The organism is Blastococcus sp. CT_GayMR20 (assembly GCF_004570345.1).
In genome coordinates, this window is the sequence record NZ_SPQM01000095.1 from 1 (window position 1) to 19144 (window position 19144).

Sequence of the window (19144 nt, forward strand, 5' to 3'; positions counted from 1 at the left end):
CGCGGCGGTCGTCGAGGAGCTGGCGGCCGGGCACGACGGCGAGCTCGTCGGCGTGGGGGTCGGCGCGGCCGGCTGGTTCGACCGGACGGGTGACACGGTGCTGTTCAGTCCCCACCTGGCCTGGCGGAACTCGACGCTGCGCAAGGACCTGGCCGCCCGCCTGCAGCGACCGCTCTGGGTGGGCAACGACGCGGACGCCGCCGCCTGGGCCGAATACCGCTACGGCGCTGCCCGCGGCGCGGACCTGGCGCTGATGATCACCCTGGGCACCGGAATCGGCGGCGGGATCGTCCTGGACGGCCGGTTGCGGCGCGGCTCGCACGGCGTGGCGGGGGAGTGGGGGCACATGCGCGTCGTCCCCGACGGCCGGCTCTGCGCCTGCGGCAACCGCGGCTGCTGGGAGCAGTACGCCAGCGGGACGGCGCTCGGCCAGACCGCCCGGGAGGTCGCGCGCACGTCACCGGCAGCGGCCGCGCGGCTGCTGGAGCGCGTCGACTGCGAGCCCGACCGGCTCACCGGCGAGCACGTCGCGCAGGCCGCGGCGGACGGCGACCCGCTGGCGCTGGAGCTGGTGACCGACGTCGGCGTCTGGCTCGGCCAGGGGATCGCCGACCTCGCCGCCGTCCTCGACCCGGAGGTCGTCGTGATCGGCGGCGGCGTCAGCAAGCTGGGCGAGATGGTGCTGGGCCCGGCCCGCACCCGGCTGGAGCGGGCGCTGCCCGGACGTGGCTTCCGCCCCGGGCCACGCGTCGTCGTCGCCGAGCTCGGGCCCCGGGCCGGGCTCGTCGGTGCCGCCGACCTCGTCCGCCTCGCCGTCAGCGAGCAGAAGGACCCCGTCCCCCTGACCCCTCGCTAGCTCGGGGCGAGCCTCCGGACGGGGCCCTACTCGGGGGCGAGCTCGCGGGCGAGCTGCTCGAGGAACAGGCCGATGTCGGTGATGATCCCCATCGCCTGGGCGCTGCCCCGGTCGGCCAGCTTGGTGACGGTCGCCGGGTTGATGTCGACCGACACCAGCGGGATCGAGGCGGGGAGGATGTTCCCCGTCGCGATCGAGTGCAGCATCGTCGCGACCATGATGGCGAAGCCGACGTCCGGGAGCTCCGCCCGCATGGCGCGCTGGCCCTCGATGACGTCGGTGTGGACGTCCGGCAGCGGGCCGTCGTCGCGCACGGAACCGACCAGCACGAACGGCTTCCCGGCCTCGACCATCGCGTGCATGACCCCGCCCGTGAGCACACCCTTCTCCACCGCGGCCCGGATCGAGCCGGCGGCGCGGATCGTGTTGATCGCCCTGATGTGGTGCTCGTGCCCGTGCGGCACCCCCGACCCCTTGGCCAGGTCCACGCCGAGGGAGGTGCCGAAGAGGGCCGACTCGATGTCGTGGGTGGCGAGGGCGTTGCCGGCGAAGAGGACGTCGACGTAACCGGCGCGCACCAGACGCACCATCGCCGGGGCGGCCCCGGTGTGCACGACCGCCGGGCCGCCGACCCACAGGATCCGCTTGCCGGCCGCCTTCACGTCGCGCATGCGATCGGCGATCTGGCGGACGAGCAGCGCCTGCGGCTTCTCGCTGGACACCGCCGACGACATGAAGCCGAAGTCGTCCTCCTCGCCCCGCGGGGCCTGCGCCGGGAGCTCGACCCGCACGCCGTGGGCGCCGCAGACGACCGCGTCCCCGGCCCGCACGTCGCTGACCGGGACGGTGCGGACGACGGTTCCGCCGTCCTCGTCGGTGACGACGAGCCCGCAGTCCATCTCCGGCTGGCGGACCCGGATCCAGTCGCGGTCGAGGCGGACCAGGGTCTCCAGGTTGGTCGTCGAGTAGAAGTCGTCGGGGAAGACCCCGTCGGAGGGCGCGGGCCGCGTCAGCGCGGTCCCGGGATCGACCGGGTTGGCGCCGTGGACCTGGACGCGCATGAGGATCCGGTCGAGCAGTTCCGCCTCGTGGGCGCTGATCTCCACCAGCGCCCGCGACTCGTCCAGGTGCTGCCGCCCGAGGTCCAGCTTGTCGATCCGGTAGTCGCCGCCGTACTCGAGGACGTCGTCCAGGATGCGGGCGAGGATGCCGGTGTCCATCAGGTGGCCGGTCACGGTGACGGTCGCGGAGTGCGCAGCGGTGCTCACCCGCCGAACGGTAGAGGAGCGACTCATGGGCTTCGACGCAGATGGGGACGGCACCTGGCCGCGGTGTCGTCCGGAGGACGACGCTGTCATCGTGCTCGAACTCTTCGCCGGTCTCCCGGTGACCGACTACCGGCGCGCCGTCGCCTGGTACGAGAAGCTGCTCGGCGCGGCGCCGAGCTTCCTGCCGAACGACGTCGAGGCGGTCTGGGAGATCGCCGAGAACCGGTACCTCTTCATCGAGGTGCGACCCGACCACGCCGGCCACGCGATGCACACCATCTTCGCGTCGGACTTCGACACGCGGGTCCAGGAGATCGCCGACCGGGGAGTCGAGCCGGCCGACCGGGAGACCTACGCCAACGGCGTCCGGAAGTGGACCTACCGGGACCCCGACGGCAACGAGATCGGCTTCGGCGGGGCGCCGCTCTGACGGAGTGACTCAGACGACCGCGCCGTCGTCCCCGTCGTCGTCGGACCGGTCGCGCATCCGCGAGACCAGCATCGCGGCGCCACCGGCGATCGCCACGACGCCGAGGACCAGCCCGACGTCCGCGGACAGCCGCAGCAGGCCGGGCGACGCGACGAGGAGGATGCCCGCGACGACGAGCAGCACCGCGTAGAGCGAGGCGGGGGACGGCGCGGGCAGCGGCGGCGGGGGCGGCGGCTCGAAGTGCTCGTCCGGCAGGTCCAGGATCGCCGTCTCGTGCGGTGCCGGCGGCCTCGCCTCCGCAGGTTCGTCGTCGACGACGGCCCGTCCGTGCTCGGCCTCGAAGGCCGACACGATCCGCGCCCACTCGGCGTCCTCGTCGATCTCCCGGCGGACGGCGGCCGGCTCCGGGAGCGGGGCCGGTGAGGGGCCGTCCGCGCCCGGTCGGGGGGTGTGCTCGTCGACGACGGCGCGGGCCTCCGCGCGCCGGGACCGGTCGACGAACAGGCGGTCCGTCGGCGGGCTCGGGAGGAAGACGGTGCGGGTGTAGGGGCCGACGTCCGACGACGGCTCCAGGTAGGCGGCGATGCCGACGGCGTGCAGCAGGTCGAGCAGGTGCTCGCCGATGCGGGGGTCGACGTCGCGCAGCGGGCTCCAGAGCGTGGCGTCGAGCCCGTTGTCCAGGCGCCCGCGTCCCCGCCGCGGGGTCATCGCGTCCCCGCGGGGGGCGTCCCGGTGTCGGCCGGGACGCGCTCGCGGATCCAGTCCACCGAGCCCTTGAAGATCAGCGGGGCGTCGTTGTCGAGCGTCGCCACGTGGTAGCTGTCGCGGAGCACGACCTCGGTGGTGTCGGTGCTGGAGACCCCGTCGAGGACCACCTGGCTGTTGATCGGCTCCACGACGTGGTCCTCGGCGCTGTGGAAGACGATCACCGGCACGGTCACCTTGGGCAGGTCGGCGCGGGTGAGCGCCCACAGCGAGCGCAGTTGCAGCATCGCCCGGGTCGGCAGCTTCGGGTAGGCGAGCTCGGTGACGCCCGGCTTCTTGATGTCGCTCGCGATGGGCGCCCAGCTGCCGGTGATCTTCGCGACCAGCGGCAGCAGCTTGGCGTCGACCCGCTGGGTGAGCAGCGCCGGGTTCACGAGCAGCAGTCCGGCGACGTCGTCCGGGCGCCTCTCGGCCAGCCGGATCGACAGCGTGCCGCCCATCGACAGGCCCGCGACGAAGACGCGGTCGCAGTCGGCGGCGAGCGCGTCGAAAGCGTCGTCCACCGCCGTCGTCCACTGGTCGTGGGTGCTGCCGTTGCAGTCCTGCCACCGGGTGCCGTGCCCGGGCAGCAAGGGGCAGCGGACGGCGAAGCCCGCCGCGGCGAGGTGCTCGCCCCACGGGAGCATGCTCATGGGCGTGCCGGTGAACCCGTGCACGAGCAGGACGCCGGTCCGCCCCTCGGGGCCGTCGCCGCCCGGGAAGGCGAACGGCTCGGCGCCGGGCATCACGTCGTTCGGCACGGTCGGTCCAGCCACGGGGGGTCCTCCTCGGCGTCCGGCGGCGGGGCCGTCCGGCAGAGCGGGTGTCGGGTAGCTCACTCATGGCGGCCGATTGTGATTCGGACGCCGGGCTCCTTAGTCTGGCAGCTCACGAGGGAGGCGTGTTGTTCTACTGGTTCCTCAAGTTCGTCGCGATCGGCCCCGTGGTCCACGCCGTCTTCCGCCCCCGTGCCGAGGGCACGGAGAACGTGCCGGCCGCGGGTCCGGCGATCCTGGCGAGCAACCACCTCTCCGCAGCGGACTGGATCTTCATGCCGCTGATGCTCAAGCGACGCGTCACCTTCCTCGCCAAGGCCGAGTACTTCACCGGCAAGGGCGTCAAGGGCGCCCTGCGGCGGGCCTTCTTCACCGGCGCCGGCCAGGTGCCCATCGACCGGTCGAGCGCCTCGGCCGCCGAGAACGCGATCCAGACCGGCCTCCGGATCCTGCGCGAGGGCAAGCTCCTCGGCATCTACCCGGAGGGCACGCGCTCCCCGGACGGCCGCCTGTTCCGCGGCAAGACCGGCGTGGCGCGCACGGCGCTGGAGACCGGCGCGCCCGTCGTGCCGGTCGCCATGGTCTACAGCAAGAAGAAGCTGCCGTTCGGCAGGTCGATCACCCGGGTGCGCGTCCGTTTCGGCAAGCCGTTGGACTTCTCGCGGTACGAGGGGCTCTCGGGTGACCGCTTCGTGGAGCGGTCGATCACCGACGAGATCATGTACGAGATCATGACGCTGTCCGGCCAGGAGTACGTCGACGTCTACGGCAGCACCGTGAAGAAGTCGATGGACGCGACCGGCGCGAGCGCCCCGGAGGTCGTCTCCCGGCTGCAGCCGCCCATCGAAGAGGCGGGCGACCGGCTCCCCGACACCCTGGCCGGCTGAACTACCGCGCGACGAGGCGGTCCAGCACGTCGCGGAGCAGCTCCAGCAGCTCCTCCCGGGTCATCGTCGGTTCCTGCACCCACTGCCCGACGAGGTCCTCGGTGAAGGCGAACCAGGCGAGCACCAGCTGCCGTCGCAGGGCGTCGTCCGGCAGCTCGAGCGCCGCCAGGGCCACGTCGACGAGGCGGGCGCGCGTCTCCTCGTAGACCTCCGACACCCACGGATCGCCGCCTGCCGCACCCCGCACGAAGGCCAGGTGGGTCTCGCGGAACGTCTCCACCCACCCGACGTAGCGGTCGAGCATCCCGGCGACCAGTTCGTCCGGCGGCGTCCCGGGTCGGGGGAGGAGGTGCTCCCACAGGAGGTCGGCCGCGGCGCGGGTGACTGCGGTGTAGTACTCGCGCTTGGTGGCGAAGTAGTGGAACAGCAGGCTGCGGCTGATCCCGGCGCGCCGCGCCACCTCGTCGATGGTCAGCTCCTGCACCGGCGTGGTGGGGAGGAGCTCCAGGCCGATCTGCACCAGCTGGGCCCGCCGGTCGCCGGCCGTCCGCCGCAGGCGGGGCGGGTCGGGAACGGAGGACCGCTCCGACGGCAGGTTCATCGGCGGGAGCGCCCCCTCACGCGGCGGCGCGGTCGGCCGCCGCCTCGGCGAGCAGTCGCTCGATGGCGTCGACGACGTGCTGCGGCCGCTCCTGGGTCAGCATGTGCCCGGTGCGCTCGATGATGTGCAGCCGGGCGCCCGGCAGGGCCTCGGCCAGCTGGTGGCTGTGCCGCTCCGGGGTCAGCTGGTCGCTGTCGCCGACGAAGATCTCGACCGGCACGCGGGTGAGCGCCGTGAGGTCCTCCCGCTTCTCGTGCTCCTCGAGAGCGGGCATGAAGGCGATGAAGGAGCGGACGGTCGAGGCGTGCATGATCTCCGCCCCCGCCAGCACCATCTCCGCGGTGGCGTCCTCGCCGTACAGCAGGTCCCGCACCAGCTTCTGGTGGCGCGGGTGGGTCGGCGGCAGCAGCTGGCGCACCCGCTCCACGACCCGGGCACCGGCCAGGGCGGTGTTCAGGACGCCCGGGCTCAGCCTGGCCATCCGGCCCGCGGCGGTGCGCGGGTCGGAGGTCAGGTCACCGGCCGAGGTGGACACGAGGACGACGCCCCGCACGCGGGTCCCGAACAACTCCGGCCGCGCTGCACCCAGCGCCATGATCGTCATGCCGCCCATCGAGTGACCGCCGAGCACCACCGGACCCGTCGGCGCCAGCCGGTCCAGTACCTCGGCGAGGTCGTGCCCGAGCTGGTCGATGGTGATGTCGCTGTCACCCCACGTCGAGCGGCCGTGCCCGCGCTGGTCGTAGCGGATCACCCGCAGCCCGCCCGCCGCGACGCGGGGCGCCAGCAGCTCGCCGACGTCGTCCCAGGCCGCCTGGGCCAGCGTCCAGCCGTGCGCGAGCACGAGCGTGGCCGGGGCGTCGTCCGGGCCGTCGACGACGGCGTGCAGCTGCGCGCCGTCCGGCGTGGTGACGGCGGCGACCCGGCGCCAGATCGTCTGCGCCGGGCCGGTCATGCCGCCACCTCCGGCTGCTCGGAGGGAGCACCGGCGGGGATGCCGACGTAGTTCTCCCGGTCGAGCTTCTTCGTCAGCCTGCGGAACCGGAAGGTGAAGTCGGGCCACAGCGTGGTGTTGTGCCCGTGCTGGTCGAGGTACCAGCTGGCGCAGCCACCGGCGAGCCAGACGGTGCCCCTCGACTTCTCGGCGATCAGGTCGCGGTAGGCCTGCTGCGCCTCCGGGGTCGTCTCGAGCACCTCGAGTCCCTCGGCGTCCATCGTCTTCAGGGCGTCGTCCACGTAGGAGACCTGCGACTCGATCATGTAGACCATCGACGTGTGGCCGACCCCGACGTTGGGGCCCACCAGCAGGAACAGGTTCGGGAAGCCGGCGACGGTCGCGCTGCGGTTGCTGACCATGCCGTCGGACCAGACGTCGGCCAGGCTGCGCCCGTCGCGGCCGCAGATCTTCTGCGCGATCGGCAGATCCGTCACGTGGAAGCCGGTGGCCAGCACGATGGTGTCGGTGGGCCGCTCGACGCCGTCCCCGGCGACGATCGAGTGCTCGCGCACCTCCGCGATCCCGGCGGTGACGAGCTCGGCGTTGGGCGCGGCGACGGCGGGGAAGTAGTCGTTGCTGATCAGGATGCGCTTGCAGCCGATCGTGTAGTCGGGGGTCAACGCGGCGCGGAGCTTGGGGTCGCGCACCTGGCGGTGCAGGTGCGCGCGGGCGAGCGTGCCGACCGGCTTGAGGAAGGCCCGGTTCTTGGCCATGCCGATCACCAGGAACTCGCGGAACAGGTAGAGCATCGCCCGGACACCCCGCTGCAGGCCGGGGACGAAGCGGTAGAGCCGCTGCATCCAGGGCTTCACCGGGTGGTCGGTGCGCGGGACGACCCAGGCCGGGGTGCGCTGGTAGACGGCGATGCTCTCGACCACGGGCTGGACGGCCGGAACGACCTGGACGGCCGAGGCGCCCGTGCCGATGACCGCCACGCGCTCGCCGGCGAGGTCGTGGTCGTGGTCCCAGCGCGCGGAGTGCACGACCGTGCCGGCGAAGGTGTCCAGGCCCGGGATGTCGGGGTAGGTCGGGTCGGCCAGGGCGCCGGCGGCGGAGACGAGGACGCGGCTGCGGAAGGTGCCGGCCGAGGTGGTGACGGTCCAGCGGCGTGCGGCGTCGTCCCAGCGGGCGGAGGTGACGTCGGCGCCGAAGGCGCAGTGCGGGCGGACGCCGAACCGGTCGGCGGTGTCCTGCAGGTAGGCCTGGATCTCCGGCTGCTCGGAGTAGGAGCGCGGCCAGTGCGGGTTCCGGTGGAAGGAGAACGAGTACAGGTTGGACTGCACGTCGCAGGCGGCGCCGGGATAGGTGTTGTCGCGCCAGGTGCCGCCGACGTCGTTCCCCCTCTCGAGGACGACGAAGTCGGTCTCGCCGCGCCGGCGCAGCGCGATGGCCATGCAGAGGCCCGCGAAGCCCGACCCGATGATCGCCACGCCGACCTCGCGGACAGGCCCCGGGGGAGCGGACTGGGTCTCGAGCGTGCTGGTCACCGATCGGCTCCTTCGCTGATCCGGATGGATCCGTTCCGCTTGCTGAGCAACGCTCAACAAGCTACAACCGGTGCGAGAGGCGCTCTATTCGGGCGCCCGGAACCGAGGAGCACCCATGGCGAACCTTCGTCGGCAGCGCGTCCGCACGCCCCTGGCCGGCAAGGCCGTCCTGATCACCGGCGCGGCCCGGGGGATCGGCGCCGAGCTCGCCCGCAAGGCGGCGGCCCGCGGCGCCCGCGTGGCCCTGGTCGGCCTCGAGCCCGAGCAGGTGGCGGCGGTGGCCGACGAGCTGGGCCCGGAGCACCTCTGGGTCGAGGCCGACGTCACCGACGCCGATGCGCTCGCTGCCGCCGTGCAGCGCACGGTCGACACCTTCGGCGGGGTGGACGTCGTCGTGGCCAACGCCGGCATCGCGCCGCTGACCACGGTCATGACCTCGTCCGCGCACGCCCTGTCGCGGACGATCGAGGTGAACCTGATCGGCGCGATGCTCACCGCCCACGCCGCGCTGCCCGAGGTGGCCAGGCGCAAGGGGCACGTGCTGCTGATCAGCTCGGCGGCGGCGTTCACCGTGCTGCCGGGGATGAGCGCCTACTGCGCGGCCAAGGCCGGCGTCGAGCGGTTCGGCGACGCGCTGCGCCTCGAGGTCGCCTACCGCGGGGTCACCGTGGCGAGTGCGCACCCCACCTGGATCGACACCGACATGGTCCGCGACACCGAGGCCGCACTGCCGACGTTCGCCGAGACGCGCAAGCAGCTCCCCGGCCCGCTGGGCGCCTACACGTCGGTGGAGGCCTGTGCCGAGGCGCTGGTGGAGAACCTGGAGACCCGCGGACGGCGGGTGTTCGTGCCCCGCTCGGTCGGCACGGTGGCCGCGCTGCGGCAGCTCGTCACCGGCGTCGTCGCGGAGAAGCTGGCGATGGCCGTGTCGGCGAAGAAGGTGCCGCAGCTCGAGCGCGACATCGCCGCGCTGAACGGCCAGGAATTCGGCCGCAACTCCGTCGGGGCGCGGACGACGAACAAGCCCGCCGCCTGAGGTCCTTCTCCTAGCTCGTCCATCTGCCGGCGCGGGGGAGGGCCGCGCGCCAGCGGGCGTGGCGGCCGTCGTCCCGCAGTCCCTCCTCGGGCTCGAACCGGCGGTCCAGGGCCCACGTCTGCGCCAGCTCGTCGGTGCTGCCCCACACGCCGGTGCCGAGGCCGGCCAGGAAGGCCGCGCCCAGCGCGGTGGTCTCGGTGACCTGCGGACGACGGACCGGCACGCCCAGCTGATCGGCCTGCAGCTGCATCAAGAGATCGTTCGCGCTGGCGCCGCCGTCGGCCGACAGCTCGTTCACGGTCAGCCCGGCCTCCTCGACCATCACGTCGACGACGTCACGCACCTCGAACGCGATCGCCTCGAGGGTGGCGCGGGCGAGGTGGGCCCGCGTCGTGCCGCGGGTGATGCCGACGATGGCGCCGCGGGCGTGCGGGTCCCAGTGCGGGGCGCCCATCCCGGTGAGCGCGGGCACGAAGACGACGTCCCCGGAATCGGGGACCGTCCGCGCCAGCCCCTCGATCTCGTTCGCCGAGTCGATCAGGCCGAGGCCGTCGCGCAGCCACTGCACCGCGGCCCCGGTCACGAAGATCGAGCCCTCGAGGGCGTGGACGAGGCCGTCCCCGAGGTCCCAGGCGACCGTCGTCAGCAGGCCGGCGTCCGAGCGGACCGGCGTGGAACCGGTGTTGGTGAGCACGAACGAGCCCGTGCCGTAGGTGCACTTGCTGTCGCCGGGGGAGTAGCAGGCCTGCCCGAACAGCGCCGCCTGCTGGTCGCCCGCGATGCCGGCCACGGGCAGCGAGAGCCCGAGGAACGAATCGGGGTCGGTGGTGCCGACCACGCCCGAGCTCGGCACGACCTCCGGCAGCGCCGACCGTGGGACGTCGAACAGGTCGCACAGCTCGTCGGACCAGGCGCCCTTCTCGAGGTCGTAGAGCAGCGTGCGGCTGGCGTTGCTCGGGTCGGTGACGTGCGCCTGCCCGCCGGTCAGCCGGGCGACCACGTACGAGTCCACCGTGCCCAGGGCCAGCGCGCCGTCGCGGACGCCGGACCACACCCGCGGTTCCTCCGACGCGAGCCAGGCAAACTTCGTGCCGGTGAAGTACGGGTCGAGCCGCAGGCCGGTGAGCTGCGAGACGCGCTCCTCCTCACTCCGCAGCCGGTCGCAGATGCCGGTGGTCCGCCGGTCCTGCCAGACGATCGCCGGCCGCGGGGCGCGCAGGGTCCGCCGGTCCCACACGACGGCGGTTTCCCGCTGGTCGGTGATCCCGACGCAGGTGGGTTCCGTCTCGGTGGCGGCCAGGGCCTCGCGGCAGGCCGCGACGGTCGCCGTCCAGATGTCGTCGGGCTCGTGCTCGACCCAGCCGGGTCGCGGGAAGAGCTGCGCGAACTCGCGGTAGCCGCGGGCCAGGACGTCGCCGTCCTCGCCCACGACCAGCGCGGTCACCCCGGTCGTACCTGCGTCGATGGCGAGGACGGGCATGAGGGGGAACCTAATGCCGGCCGATGACAGCCGCGTGAGCGCCGGCGAGCGCCAGCGAGCGAGGAGCGGAGCAAGGCGCGGAGCCGGCCATCAGCACCGCCTACGGTGGCCCGCGTGCGGCGCTTCTTCTACGACACCGAGTTCATCGAGGACGGCACGACGATCGACCTGGTGTCGATCGGCGTCGTCGACGAGACCGGGCGGGAGTTCTACGCCGTCAGCACCGAGTTCGACCCCGACAAGGCCATCCCGTGGGTGCGCCGCAACGTGCTCGACCAGCTGCCGTCTCCGGCGGACAAGGCGTGGCGCAGCCGCGAGCGCATCCGGGAGGACCTGCTGAACTTCCTCACCGGCCCGGGCGAGGAGATCGAACTGTGGGCCTGGTTCGGCGCCTATGACCATGTCGCGCTGTGCCAGTTGTGGGGCGCGATGCCGGCGCTGCCCCGGCCCATCCCGCGGTTCACCCGCGAGCTGCGCCAGCGCTGGGACGACCTCGGCCAGCCGCCGCTGCCGCCCAAGCCGACCGGCACGCACGACGCCCTCGTCGACGCCCGCTACAACCTGGTCCGGTGGAACGCCATGGAGGCCGCCCGGGCCTGACCGCGGCCCTGGCTCTTGGCCCCTGGCCGGACCTCCGCAACGCTGCACGCCGTGACCGAATTGAGCGTCGTCGAGGCACGCACCCTCCTGGCACGCGCCTTCGTGGACGACCCGCTGATGGTCTGGTTCTTCCCCGACGAGGACGCGCGTCCGCACGCCTGTGCGGCTCTGTTCGGCCTGTTCGCCGAGAACTACCTGGCGGGCGGGCGGGTCGACGTGGTCCGCCGGCCGGAGCCGGTGGCGGTCGCCATGTGGCGCTGGCCCAGGGAGGCCGAACGAGCGCCGGGACCGGAGCGGCTGCCGTCGATCGGCGGGCTGATGACGGCGTTGATGGGGTCCGCCAGGGCGGCGGCGATCGGCGGCGACATGGCTGTCCTGGCGGAGCTGCGCCCGGCGGAGCCCCATGCCTACCTCCACCTGCTCGCCGTCCACCCGGACGCACGGCGCCAGGGGCTCGGGGGAGAGGTGCTGGACCGCGGGCTGGCGGCGGCACGGGCGGCGGGCCTGGTCGCCTGCCTGGACACGATGAACCCGGCCAACGTCCCGTTCTACGAGGGGCACGGGATGTCGGTGCGCCACGAGGTCCCGCTGGGCGCCGGAGGACCGACGGTGTGGTCGATGGCGACCGGCTGACCGGAGAGCACGGCCTGGGTCCGGGCCACCTGGGCGAGCCGCCGTCCGCACACGGCGCCGTCGACGCCGATCAGACGGTGAAGGCCCCCAGCAGGCGGGTGAGCCGGCCGGACAGCGCGTCCAGCTCGCGGGCCGCCGTCCGGGCCTGCTCGACGTCGGTCGCGCTGTCCGCGGCGTCCCGGCTGACCTCGGTGAGCGTGCTGGTGACCGTCCCCGCCCCGTCGGCCGCCGCGGCGACGCTGCGGGTCAGCTCGCTGGTGGTCGCGGTCTGCTCCTCGACGGCGCTGGCGATGGTGGTCTGGTGGTCGTTGATCGCCCGCACGACCTCGGCGATCTGGGCGATCGAGCGCACGGCCGCCGATGTGTCGGCCTGGATGGCCTGCACCCGCTGGGTGATCTCCTCGCTGGCCTTGGCCGCCTCCTGCGCCAGGTCCTTCACCTCGTGCGCGACGACCGCGAAGCCCTTGCCCGCGTCGCCGGCCCGCGCCGCCTCGATGGTCGCGTTGAGCGCCAGCAGGTTGGTCTGCTCCGCCACCCCGGAGATGACCTTGACGACGTCGCCGATCTCCGCCGAGCTCGCGCCGAGGGCGGCGATGGCGGTCTCGGTCTGCTGCGCGAGGTCGGCGGCCTGCCGGCCGACCTGGGCGGCGTCGGCCGCGCTGCGGGCGATCTCGGAGATCGACGCGCCCATCTCCTGCGCACCGGACGCCGCGGCCGAGACGCTGCTGCTGATCTCCGCGGCGGTCGCGTGCGCGCCCTGCGCCTGGTGGCGGTTGCGGGCGGCGCGCCCGGCGAGCCCGTCGGCGACCGAGGAGACACCGGCCGCGGCGACGGCGACGTCCCGGGCGCAGGTCCCGATGTCGCGCACCGTGCCGGCCACCTTGTCGACGAAGCGGTTGAACGCGCCGGAGAGCTGGCCGACCTCGTCGGAGCGGGAGTCGTCCATGCGCTGGGTCAGGTCGCCCTCGCCGTCGGCGATCACGGCCATCCGGTCGCGCAGCTGCTCGAGCGGTGCGGTGAGCCGCCGGCCGATCCAGTAGGCCAGCACGCCGCCCAGGACGGCGATGACGGCGGCCGCGGCGACCAAGGCCCACACCATGGAGGCGCGGCCGTCCTCCATCGACTGCACGGGTCCGGCGAAGTCACCGTCGCGGGCGACGGTGGCGATGACCCAGTCCCAGGGGGCGTAGTAGGTCAGCCGCACGGTCGTCGGACCCGCCGCGGGGTCGACGTAGCGGACCGTGGCCTGCTCGCCGGCCTCGAGCCCGACGGCGGCGTCGACCATCTCCTGCACGTACGCCCGGCCGTCGGCGTCGGTCGCCTGGAGCATGGTCTCGCCGTCGCGGACGCCGTCGGGGCTGATCAGCACTGTGCCGGCCATGGTGCCGGTCCCGCCGTAGACCTCGATGTGGCCGGTGTCCCCGACGTCGGTCGCCTCGAGGCTCTCGCGCAGGGCGGGCAGGTTCTGCTGCTTGACACCCACGTACAGGACGCCGACGACGTCCCCGGCCGGGCCGGTGAGCGGGGCGTAGGCCGAGACCAGCCAGGAGTCGACGACGAAGGCGTTGCCGCGGTAGGTCTCCCCGCTCATGACGGTGGCCACCACCGGGTTGGGCTGCCCGTCGGGGTTGGTCGCCGGGATGTACGTCCCGATGGCGCGGGCGCCGGAGGCGGCCTGCACGTTCGTCGCCACTCGCAGGAAGTCGCCGGTCGGGGTCCTCTGGAAGATCGTGACCGTCGCGCCGGTCATCGCCTTGATCTCGTCGACGACCGGCGTCGGCACGGCGACGTCGCTGTTCTTGCCCAGCCACTGGCTCCCGACCATGACCCGGGGCAGCGCCACGGGGGTCACCTCGCCGGAGAGCTGGTTCTTCGCCTCCCAGACGACCGGTGCCGAGCGGGGGCTGGGATCGATGCCGAACCCGCCGGTCCTCGCGAGGACGTACTGGGCGACGGCGAGGTCGGAGTCCACCTTCGCGGCGGTGGAGGCGCCCTGGGTCGAGACGACGTCGTGCACGCCGGCCGCGGTGCGCGAGATGTCCTCGGCCACCAGGGCACTGACGTCACGCTCGGCGTCGTCGGCGAACCGGCCGCTCTGCCAGGCGCTCACGCCGCTCATGGCCACGCCGGTGACGGCGACGCTGGCCACGGCCAGCGCCACCACCTTCGTGCGGATGCCCCAGCCGGCGGGGGTGGCCCAGGCGGGCAGGGTCGTCGTCCAGCGCATGGTCGGTCCTCGAGTTCGTCCGCAGCGTCGCGTACTGCCGTCGTTCCGTATCTCGGCAGCAGCGGAGCCGGCCGGACCCTGCTCGCTAGGTTCGTGACCAGAGCGACATGTTGTTCCGACTACACCGAGGACCGCCGTCGTGACCGAGGACCGGCCCGACGTCCCCCGCGCCGGGGAGGAGCGGGAGATGCTGCGCGCCTGTCTCGACTGGCACCGGGCGACACTGGCGCAGAAGTGCGCGGGCCTGACGGACGAGCAGTTGCGCACCCCGTCGGTGCCGCCGTCGGAGCTGTCCCTGCTCGGGCTCGTCCGGCACCTGGCGGAGGTCGAACGGTCCTGGTTCCGCCGGGTCCTCGAGGGCGCCGACGTCCCGTGGCTGTGGTCGGCCGACGGCGACCGCCGCGCGGCGTTCGACGTGGCGGGGGCGTCGTGGGAGGAGGGGTTCCACGCCTGGGAGGCGGAGGTCGTGCACGCCCGCCGGATCGAGCGCGCGGCCGCGTCGCTGGACGTCACCGGCGTCGACCGCGGACCGGGCGACGAGTACTCGCTGCGGCGGGTGCTGGTCCACCTGATCCAGGAGTACGCGCGGCACAACGGGCACGCCGACCTGCTGCGCGAGGCACTGGACGGCACCGTCGGGGTCTAGCGCAGGTGTGCCCAGTCCTCGGGATGGGCGCGCAGGTGCTCCGCCACGGTCCGCGCCGGGTGCCCGGTCAGGGTGGGGACGACGTCGGTGACCGTGGCCAGCTCGCCGGCGGCGATTGCCAGGTAGCTGGTGACCCAGCCCTCGATCTCCCAGTCGGGGTGCCCGGACGGACGGCGGGTCGCCCAGGCCTCCTCGACGGTCTGGTCGCGGTACTCCGTCGCTCGGCCGGTGAGCTCGCCGAGCAGCTCGGCGGCGTCGGCCAGGGACAGCGCCTCGGGACCGGTGACCTCCAGCCCCTGCCCGTCCAGAGCGGTCGAGTCGTCGAGCAGCACCGCCGCGGCCACGTCGGCCAGGTCGTCGCGGGACACGAATCCGGTCTGGCCGGTCCCGGCGGGGGCGGCGATCACCGCGCGGTCGCCCTCGAGGGTGGCGAAGAAGGGGACGAAGTCCGCGTACATGTTGTGGCGCAGGAAGGTGTGCCGGACGCCGGTGGCGCGGATCGCCTCCTCCGTCGCGCCGTGGTGGCGCACCAGGGTGAACGTCGGATCGGCCCGGTCGGCCCCGACGAAGGACGTGTAGACGATCCGCTGCACCCCGGCGTCCGCGGCCGCGCGGACGGCGTCGAGATGCTGCTGCACGCGGTCCTCGGCCTCGCCGGCGGAGACCAGGTACAGGGTCTGCACGCCGTCCAGCGCCGCACGCAGCGCGGCCGGGTCGCGGTAGCCGCCGGGGTTCTCGACGACCTCTGCTCCGGCGACCCGCGGGGCCCGGCCCGCATCGCGGACGACGAGCCGCAGCGGGACGTCGTCCGCCGTCCCGGAGAGCCGCTCGACGACGCGGCCGCCGAGCGCTCCGGTGGCGCCGGTTACCCCGATCACCCTGCGCATGCGACGACGTCATCGAGCTGCGGCATCATGACGCCGGTCAACACCGCCCCTGCTCCGAACGTTCCCGGAGGAACTCCCATGCGCATCGGCATCCTGACCGGCGGGGGCGACTGCCCCGGGCTCAACGCGGTCATCCGCGCGGTCGTCCGCAAGGGCATCGGGGAGCACGGCGACGAGATCGTGGGGTTCCGGGACGGCTGGCGCGGTGTCCTCGAACGGGACACCGTGCCGATGGACCTGCACGCCGTCCGCGGGATCCTGCCGCGCGGCGGCACCGTGCTCGGGACCTCGCGCACGAACCCGTACGCCCTCGAGGGCGGGCCCGACAGGGTCATGGCGACGCTCGACGAGCTCGGCATCGACGCGCTGGTGCCGATCGGCGGCGAGGACACCCTGGGCGTCGCCACCAGGCTCGCGGAGAGCGGCGTCCGCGTGGTCGGCGTCCCGAAGACGATCGACAACGACCTCGACTCCACCGACTACACGTTCGGCTTCGACACCGCCGTCGGCGTGGCCATGGAGGCGATCGACCGCCTGCACACCACCGGGGACAGCCACCACCGCACCCTCGTCGTCGAGGTGATGGGCCGGCACGCCGGCTGGATCGCGCTGCACGCCGGCATGGCCGGCGGGGCGAACGTGATCCTGATCCCGGAGAACCCGTTCGACGTCGACGGCGTGGTCGCCCACTGCCAGCACCGATTCGACTCCGGGTACTCGCCGATCGTCGTCGTCTCCGAGGGGGCCAAGCCCAAGGACGGCGACCTGATGCTGACGACGGGGGAGAAGGACGCCTTCGGCCACGTGCGCCTCGGCGGGATCGGCGCGGCGCTGGCCTCGCTCATCGAGGAGCGCACCGGCCGGGAGGCGCGGGCCGTCGTCCTCGGCCACATCCAGCGCGGCGGAACGCCCTCGCCGTTCGACCGGGTCCTGGCGACCCGGTTCGGGCTGGCCGCGGTGGACGCCGTCCACGACGGGCAGTCGGGCGTGATGGTGGCGCTGCGCGGCACCGACATCGTGCGGGTGCCGCTGAGCGCGGCGACCGCGCAGCTCAAGCTGGTGCCCGCCGAGCGCTACGCCGAGGCGGAGGTCTTCTTCGGCTGACGGCCCGACGCAGGGGCACGGTGCGAGCTGGCGAGTGCCGGAAGGCGGCGGGGTCCTTCCACGTACCCTCGACCCCGTGAGTCTTCCGGAACCTGCTGAGCTGATCCCCGGTCTGGACCGGTGGAAGGACCTCCCCGCAGCGCAGCAGCCGCGGTGGCCCGACCGGGCCGCGCTCGACACCGTCCTCGGCACGCTCTCCACCGTGCCGCCGATCGTCGCGCCGGCCGAGATCGACCACCTGCGGGCCCAGCTCGCCGAGGTGGCCCAGGGCAAGGCGTTCCTGCTGCAGGGCGGCGACTGCGCGGAGACCTTCGACCTCAACACCGAGCCGCACCTGCAGAGCACGACGCGGACGCTGCTGCAGATGGCCGTCGTCCTCACCTATGGCGCGAGCGTGCCGGTCGTGAAGGTCGGCCGGGTGGCCGGTCAGTACGCCAAGCCGCGCTCGTCGGACATCGACGCGCTCGGCCTGCCCTCCTACCGGGGCGACATGGTCAACGACCTCGAGCCGGTGCTGGAGAAGCGCATCCCCGACCCGAACCGGCTGGTCCGTGCCTACGCGAACTCCGCGGCGGCGATGAACATGATCCGGGCGTACGCCCGGGGCGGCCTCGCCGACCTGCACGCGGTGCACGACTGGAACAAGGACTTCGTGTCCACCTCGCCCGCCGGAGTGCGCTACGAGGTGATCGCGCGCGAGATCGACCGGGCGCTGGCGTTCATGCGGGCCTGCGGCGTCGACTCCAACGCGCTGCACCAGGTCGACCTCTACAACAGCCACGAGGCGCTGATCCTCGACTACGAGCGCGCGCTGCTGCGGGTGCACGACGGCAAGGCCTACGCGACCTCGGCGCACTTCGTCTGGGTGGGGGAGCGGACCCGCCAGATGGACGGTGCGCACATCGAGTTCGCCTCCAAGCTGGCCAACCCCATCGGCGTCAAGATCGGCCCGACGACGACGCCCGAGCAGGCCACCGAGCTGGTCGAGCGCCTGGACCCCGACGGCCTGCCCGGCCGGCTGACGCTGATCAGCCGCATGGGCAACGGCAAGATCCGCGACGTCCTGCCGGCGATCGTCGAGAAGGTCACCGCCAGCGGACACCAGGTCGTGTGGCAGTGCGACCCGATGCACGGCAACACCCACGAGTCGCCGTCGGGCTACAAGACCCGCCACTTCGACCGCGTGGTCGACGAGGTGCTGGGCTTCTTCGACGTGCACCGGGCGCTGGGCACCTGGCCGGGCGGCATCCACGTCGAGCTGACCGGTGAGGACGTCACCGAGTGCCTCGGCGGCGCGATGGAGATCAGCGACGACGACCTCAACAGCCGCTACGAGACGGCCTGCGACCCCCGGCTGAACACCGGCCAGTCGCTGGAGCTGGCGTTCCTCGTCGCGGAGATGCTGCGCGGCTGATGTCGCTCGTCGATCTGCGCTCGGACACGGTCACGCGGCCGACGCCCGGCATGCGCCGGGCCATGGCCGAGGCCGAGGTCGGGGACGACGTCTACGCCGAGGACCCGACTGTCACCGCGCTCGAGGAACGGGTGGCCGCCCTCTTCGGCCACGAGGCGGGGCTGTTCGTGCCGAGCGGCACCATGGGCAACCAGATCGGCATGCGCCTGGTCTGCGAGCCCGGCCAGGAGGTGCTCTCCGACGCCGACGCCCACGTGGTCACCTACGAGATGGGCGCCGCTGCGGCGATCTTCGGCATCTCGACCCGCACGGTGGTGTCGTCCGGTGGCCGGCTGGACGCCCAGCAGCTCATCGACCAGGTGCGGCCCAAGGACAACTGGCACCTCACCGCCACCGCCGCCATCGCGGTGGAGAACACGCACAACCGGGGCGGCGGGCTCGTGCAGCCGCTCGGCGAGCTGCAGGAGCTCTGGGACTGGTCCCGCGATGCCGACGTCGCCGTCCACCTCGACGGCGCCCGGATCTGGAACGCGTCGGTCGCCTCCGGTGTCGAGCTCGCCACCTACGGACGGCTGGCCGACACCGCGTCGGTCTGCTTCTCGAAGGGCCTGGGGACGCCGGTCGGCTCGGTGCTGGTCGCCTCGGCGGAGCGGGTCGCCACCGCCCGGCTCTGGCGCAAGCGACTCGGCGGCGGCATGCGCCAGGTCGGCGTCCTGGCGGCGGCGTGCCGCTACGCCCTGGACCACCACCTGCCCCGCCTCGGTGAGGACCACGAGCACGCTCAGCTGCTGGCCAAGCGTCTCGGCGTCGACCCGTCGTCCGTCGAGACGAACATGGTCGTGCTGGACGACGTCCCCGCGCCCGTGATCGCCGAGGCGGCCAAGGCGCAGGGCGTGCTGGTCAGTCAGGTCAGCCCGCGCCGGATCCGGCTGGTGACCCACCTCGACGTCGGCCGTGCCGGGATCGACCGCGCCGCCGACGTCCTCAGCGAGCTCCTCGCCCGCTGAGCCGGGCCGTCCACGAGGACGGCCCGGCGCCCGCGGTCAGTAGTTGCTGAAGAGCAGGTGGTTG

Annotated in this window: 19 protein-coding genes; 10 read left to right on the forward strand and 9 right to left on the reverse strand. The window is 73.3% G+C overall.

Going from position 1 to position 19144, the window contains the following annotated elements; all coding sequences use genetic code 11:
- A partial coding sequence (locus E4P40_RS18875) for an ROK family protein (RefSeq protein ID WP_135160043.1) occupies positions 1-856 on the forward strand: 856 nt, incomplete at its 5' end.
- A 26-nt stretch (positions 857-882) separates the two neighbouring features.
- On the opposite strand, the gene E4P40_RS18880 is transcribed toward E4P40_RS18875, so the two are convergent.
- A complete protein-coding gene (locus tag E4P40_RS18880; RefSeq protein WP_209305410.1) occupies positions 883-2124 on the reverse strand; it encodes a TIGR00300 family protein in 1242 nt (413 codons plus the stop codon).
- A 25-nt stretch (positions 2125-2149) separates the two neighbouring features.
- Between E4P40_RS18880 and E4P40_RS18885 the strand changes: the two genes are divergently transcribed.
- Positions 2150-2554, forward strand: coding sequence for a VOC family protein (locus E4P40_RS18885; RefSeq protein ID WP_209305411.1), 405 nt, complete (start codon positions 2150-2152; stop codon positions 2552-2554).
- A 9-nt stretch (positions 2555-2563) separates the two neighbouring features.
- Here the strand turns inward: E4P40_RS18885 and E4P40_RS18890 are convergent, their stop codons facing one another.
- Positions 2564-3262, reverse strand: coding sequence for a hypothetical protein (locus E4P40_RS18890; protein ID WP_135160045.1), 699 nt, complete (start codon positions 3260-3262; stop codon positions 2564-2566).
- Positions 3259-4074, reverse strand: coding sequence for an alpha/beta fold hydrolase (locus E4P40_RS18895; RefSeq protein ID WP_209305412.1), 816 nt, complete (start codon positions 4072-4074; stop codon positions 3259-3261). The genes E4P40_RS18890 and E4P40_RS18895 overlap by 4 nt, the downstream gene beginning before the upstream one ends.
- A 125-nt stretch (positions 4075-4199) precedes the next feature.
- Between E4P40_RS18895 and E4P40_RS18900 the strand changes: the two genes are divergently transcribed.
- Complete coding sequence (locus E4P40_RS18900) at positions 4200-4961, forward strand: lysophospholipid acyltransferase family protein (RefSeq protein WP_245160436.1); 762 nt, start codon at positions 4200-4202, stop codon at positions 4959-4961.
- A gap of 1 nt (position 4962) precedes the next feature.
- Here the strand turns inward: E4P40_RS18900 and E4P40_RS18905 are convergent, their stop codons facing one another.
- The 3 genes from E4P40_RS18905 to E4P40_RS18915 are packed head-to-tail and all read right to left on the reverse strand — an operon-like array spanning position 4963 to position 8046.
- On the reverse strand, positions 4963-5562 hold the full coding sequence (locus E4P40_RS18905) for a TetR/AcrR family transcriptional regulator (protein ID WP_135160046.1): 600 nt from the start codon (positions 5560-5562) through the stop codon (positions 4963-4965).
- Positions 5563-5578: 16 nt separating this feature from the next.
- Positions 5579-6517: an alpha/beta hydrolase gene (locus E4P40_RS18910; RefSeq protein WP_135160047.1), complete on the reverse strand. Its 939-nt coding sequence runs from the start codon at positions 6515-6517 to the stop codon at positions 5579-5581.
- Positions 6514-8046 carry an NAD(P)/FAD-dependent oxidoreductase gene (locus tag E4P40_RS18915; protein ID WP_135160048.1) on the reverse strand — a complete coding sequence of 511 codons (1533 nt, stop codon included), beginning with the start codon at positions 8044-8046 and terminating at the stop codon, positions 6514-6516. Before E4P40_RS18915 ends, E4P40_RS18910 begins: the two co-directional genes overlap by 4 nt.
- Positions 8047-8161: 115 nt before the next feature.
- Here E4P40_RS18915 and E4P40_RS18920 point away from each other — a divergent pair, with 115 nt between their 5' ends.
- Complete coding sequence (locus E4P40_RS18920) at positions 8162-9082, forward strand: SDR family oxidoreductase (RefSeq protein ID WP_135160049.1); 921 nt, start codon at positions 8162-8164, stop codon at positions 9080-9082.
- A 10-nt stretch (positions 9083-9092) separates the two neighbouring features.
- Here the strand turns inward: E4P40_RS18920 and glpK are convergent, their stop codons facing one another.
- Positions 9093-10562: a glycerol kinase GlpK gene (gene glpK / locus E4P40_RS18925; protein ID WP_135160050.1), complete on the reverse strand. Its 1470-nt coding sequence runs from the start codon at positions 10560-10562 to the stop codon at positions 9093-9095.
- A 114-nt stretch (positions 10563-10676) separates the two neighbouring features.
- Between glpK and E4P40_RS18930 the strand changes: the two genes are divergently transcribed.
- Both E4P40_RS18930 and E4P40_RS18935 read left to right on the forward strand, forming a co-directional pair.
- Positions 10677-11162, forward strand: a complete 486-nt coding sequence (locus tag E4P40_RS18930; protein ID WP_135160051.1) for a polyadenylate-specific 3'-exoribonuclease AS — start codon at positions 10677-10679, stop codon at positions 11160-11162.
- Positions 11163-11213: 51 nt separating this feature from the next.
- Complete coding sequence (locus tag E4P40_RS18935) at positions 11214-11795, forward strand: GNAT family N-acetyltransferase (RefSeq protein WP_135160052.1); 582 nt, start codon at positions 11214-11216, stop codon at positions 11793-11795.
- A gap of 70 nt (positions 11796-11865) precedes the next feature.
- On the opposite strand, the gene E4P40_RS18940 is transcribed toward E4P40_RS18935, so the two are convergent.
- Positions 11866-14022 (reverse strand): methyl-accepting chemotaxis protein, encoded by a 2157-nt coding sequence (locus tag E4P40_RS18940; protein ID WP_135160053.1) that lies wholly within the window; start codon positions 14020-14022, stop codon positions 11866-11868.
- Positions 14023-14161: 139 nt separating this feature from the next.
- On the opposite strand from E4P40_RS18940, the gene E4P40_RS18945 reads away from it, so the two are divergent.
- The gene (locus E4P40_RS18945; protein WP_135160054.1) at positions 14162-14668 is read left to right on the forward strand and encodes a DinB family protein; all 507 of its coding nucleotides are present in this window, start codon (positions 14162-14164) and stop codon (positions 14666-14668) included.
- Here E4P40_RS18945 and E4P40_RS18950 read toward each other — a convergent pair.
- Positions 14665-15555, reverse strand: coding sequence for an SDR family oxidoreductase (locus tag E4P40_RS18950; RefSeq protein WP_135160055.1), 891 nt, complete (start codon positions 15553-15555; stop codon positions 14665-14667). The genes E4P40_RS18945 and E4P40_RS18950 overlap by 4 nt on opposite strands.
- Positions 15556-15633: 78 nt before the next feature.
- Here E4P40_RS18950 and E4P40_RS18955 point away from each other — a divergent pair, with 78 nt between their 5' ends.
- From E4P40_RS18955 to E4P40_RS18965, 3 genes are all read left to right on the forward strand, one after another.
- Positions 15634-16659: a 6-phosphofructokinase gene (locus E4P40_RS18955; RefSeq protein ID WP_135160056.1), complete on the forward strand. Its 1026-nt coding sequence runs from the start codon at positions 15634-15636 to the stop codon at positions 16657-16659.
- A 76-nt stretch (positions 16660-16735) separates the two neighbouring features.
- Positions 16736-18073 (forward strand): 3-deoxy-7-phosphoheptulonate synthase class II, encoded by a 1338-nt coding sequence (locus E4P40_RS18960; RefSeq protein WP_135160057.1) that lies wholly within the window; start codon positions 16736-16738, stop codon positions 18071-18073.
- Positions 18073-19080: a GntG family PLP-dependent aldolase gene (locus E4P40_RS18965; RefSeq protein WP_135160058.1), complete on the forward strand. Its 1008-nt coding sequence runs from the start codon at positions 18073-18075 to the stop codon at positions 19078-19080. The genes E4P40_RS18960 and E4P40_RS18965 overlap by 1 nt, the downstream gene beginning before the upstream one ends.
- Positions 19081-19144: the final 64 nt, after the last annotated feature.

Excerpts from the sequence above, each read along its gene's own strand:
- E4P40_RS18885 (WP_209305411.1), top strand. The coding sequence starts at position 2,150 with ATGGGCTTCGACGCAGATGGGGACGGCACCTGGCCGCGGTGTCGTCCG.
- E4P40_RS18890 (WP_135160045.1), bottom strand. The coding sequence starts at position 3,262 with ATGACCCCGCGGCGGGGACGCGGGCGCCTGGACAACGGGCTCGACGCC.
- E4P40_RS18905 (WP_135160046.1), bottom strand. The coding sequence starts at position 5,562 with ATGAACCTGCCGTCGGAGCGGTCCTCCGTTCCCGACCCGCCCCGCCTG.
- E4P40_RS18910 (WP_135160047.1), bottom strand. The coding sequence starts at position 6,517 with ATGACCGGCCCGGCGCAGACGATCTGGCGCCGGGTCGCCGCCGTCACC.
- E4P40_RS18920 (WP_135160049.1), top strand. The coding sequence starts at position 8,162 with ATGGCGAACCTTCGTCGGCAGCGCGTCCGCACGCCCCTGGCCGGCAAG.
- glpK (WP_135160050.1), bottom strand. The coding sequence starts at position 10,562 with ATGCCCGTCCTCGCCATCGACGCAGGTACGACCGGGGTGACCGCGCTG.
- E4P40_RS18940 (WP_135160053.1), bottom strand. The coding sequence starts at position 14,022 with ATGCGCTGGACGACGACCCTGCCCGCCTGGGCCACCCCCGCCGGCTGG.
- E4P40_RS18950 (WP_135160055.1), bottom strand. The coding sequence starts at position 15,555 with ATGCGCAGGGTGATCGGGGTAACCGGCGCCACCGGAGCGCTCGGCGGC.
- E4P40_RS18955 (WP_135160056.1), top strand. The coding sequence starts at position 15,634 with ATGCGCATCGGCATCCTGACCGGCGGGGGCGACTGCCCCGGGCTCAAC.
- E4P40_RS18965 (WP_135160058.1), top strand. The coding sequence starts at position 18,073 with ATGTCGCTCGTCGATCTGCGCTCGGACACGGTCACGCGGCCGACGCCC.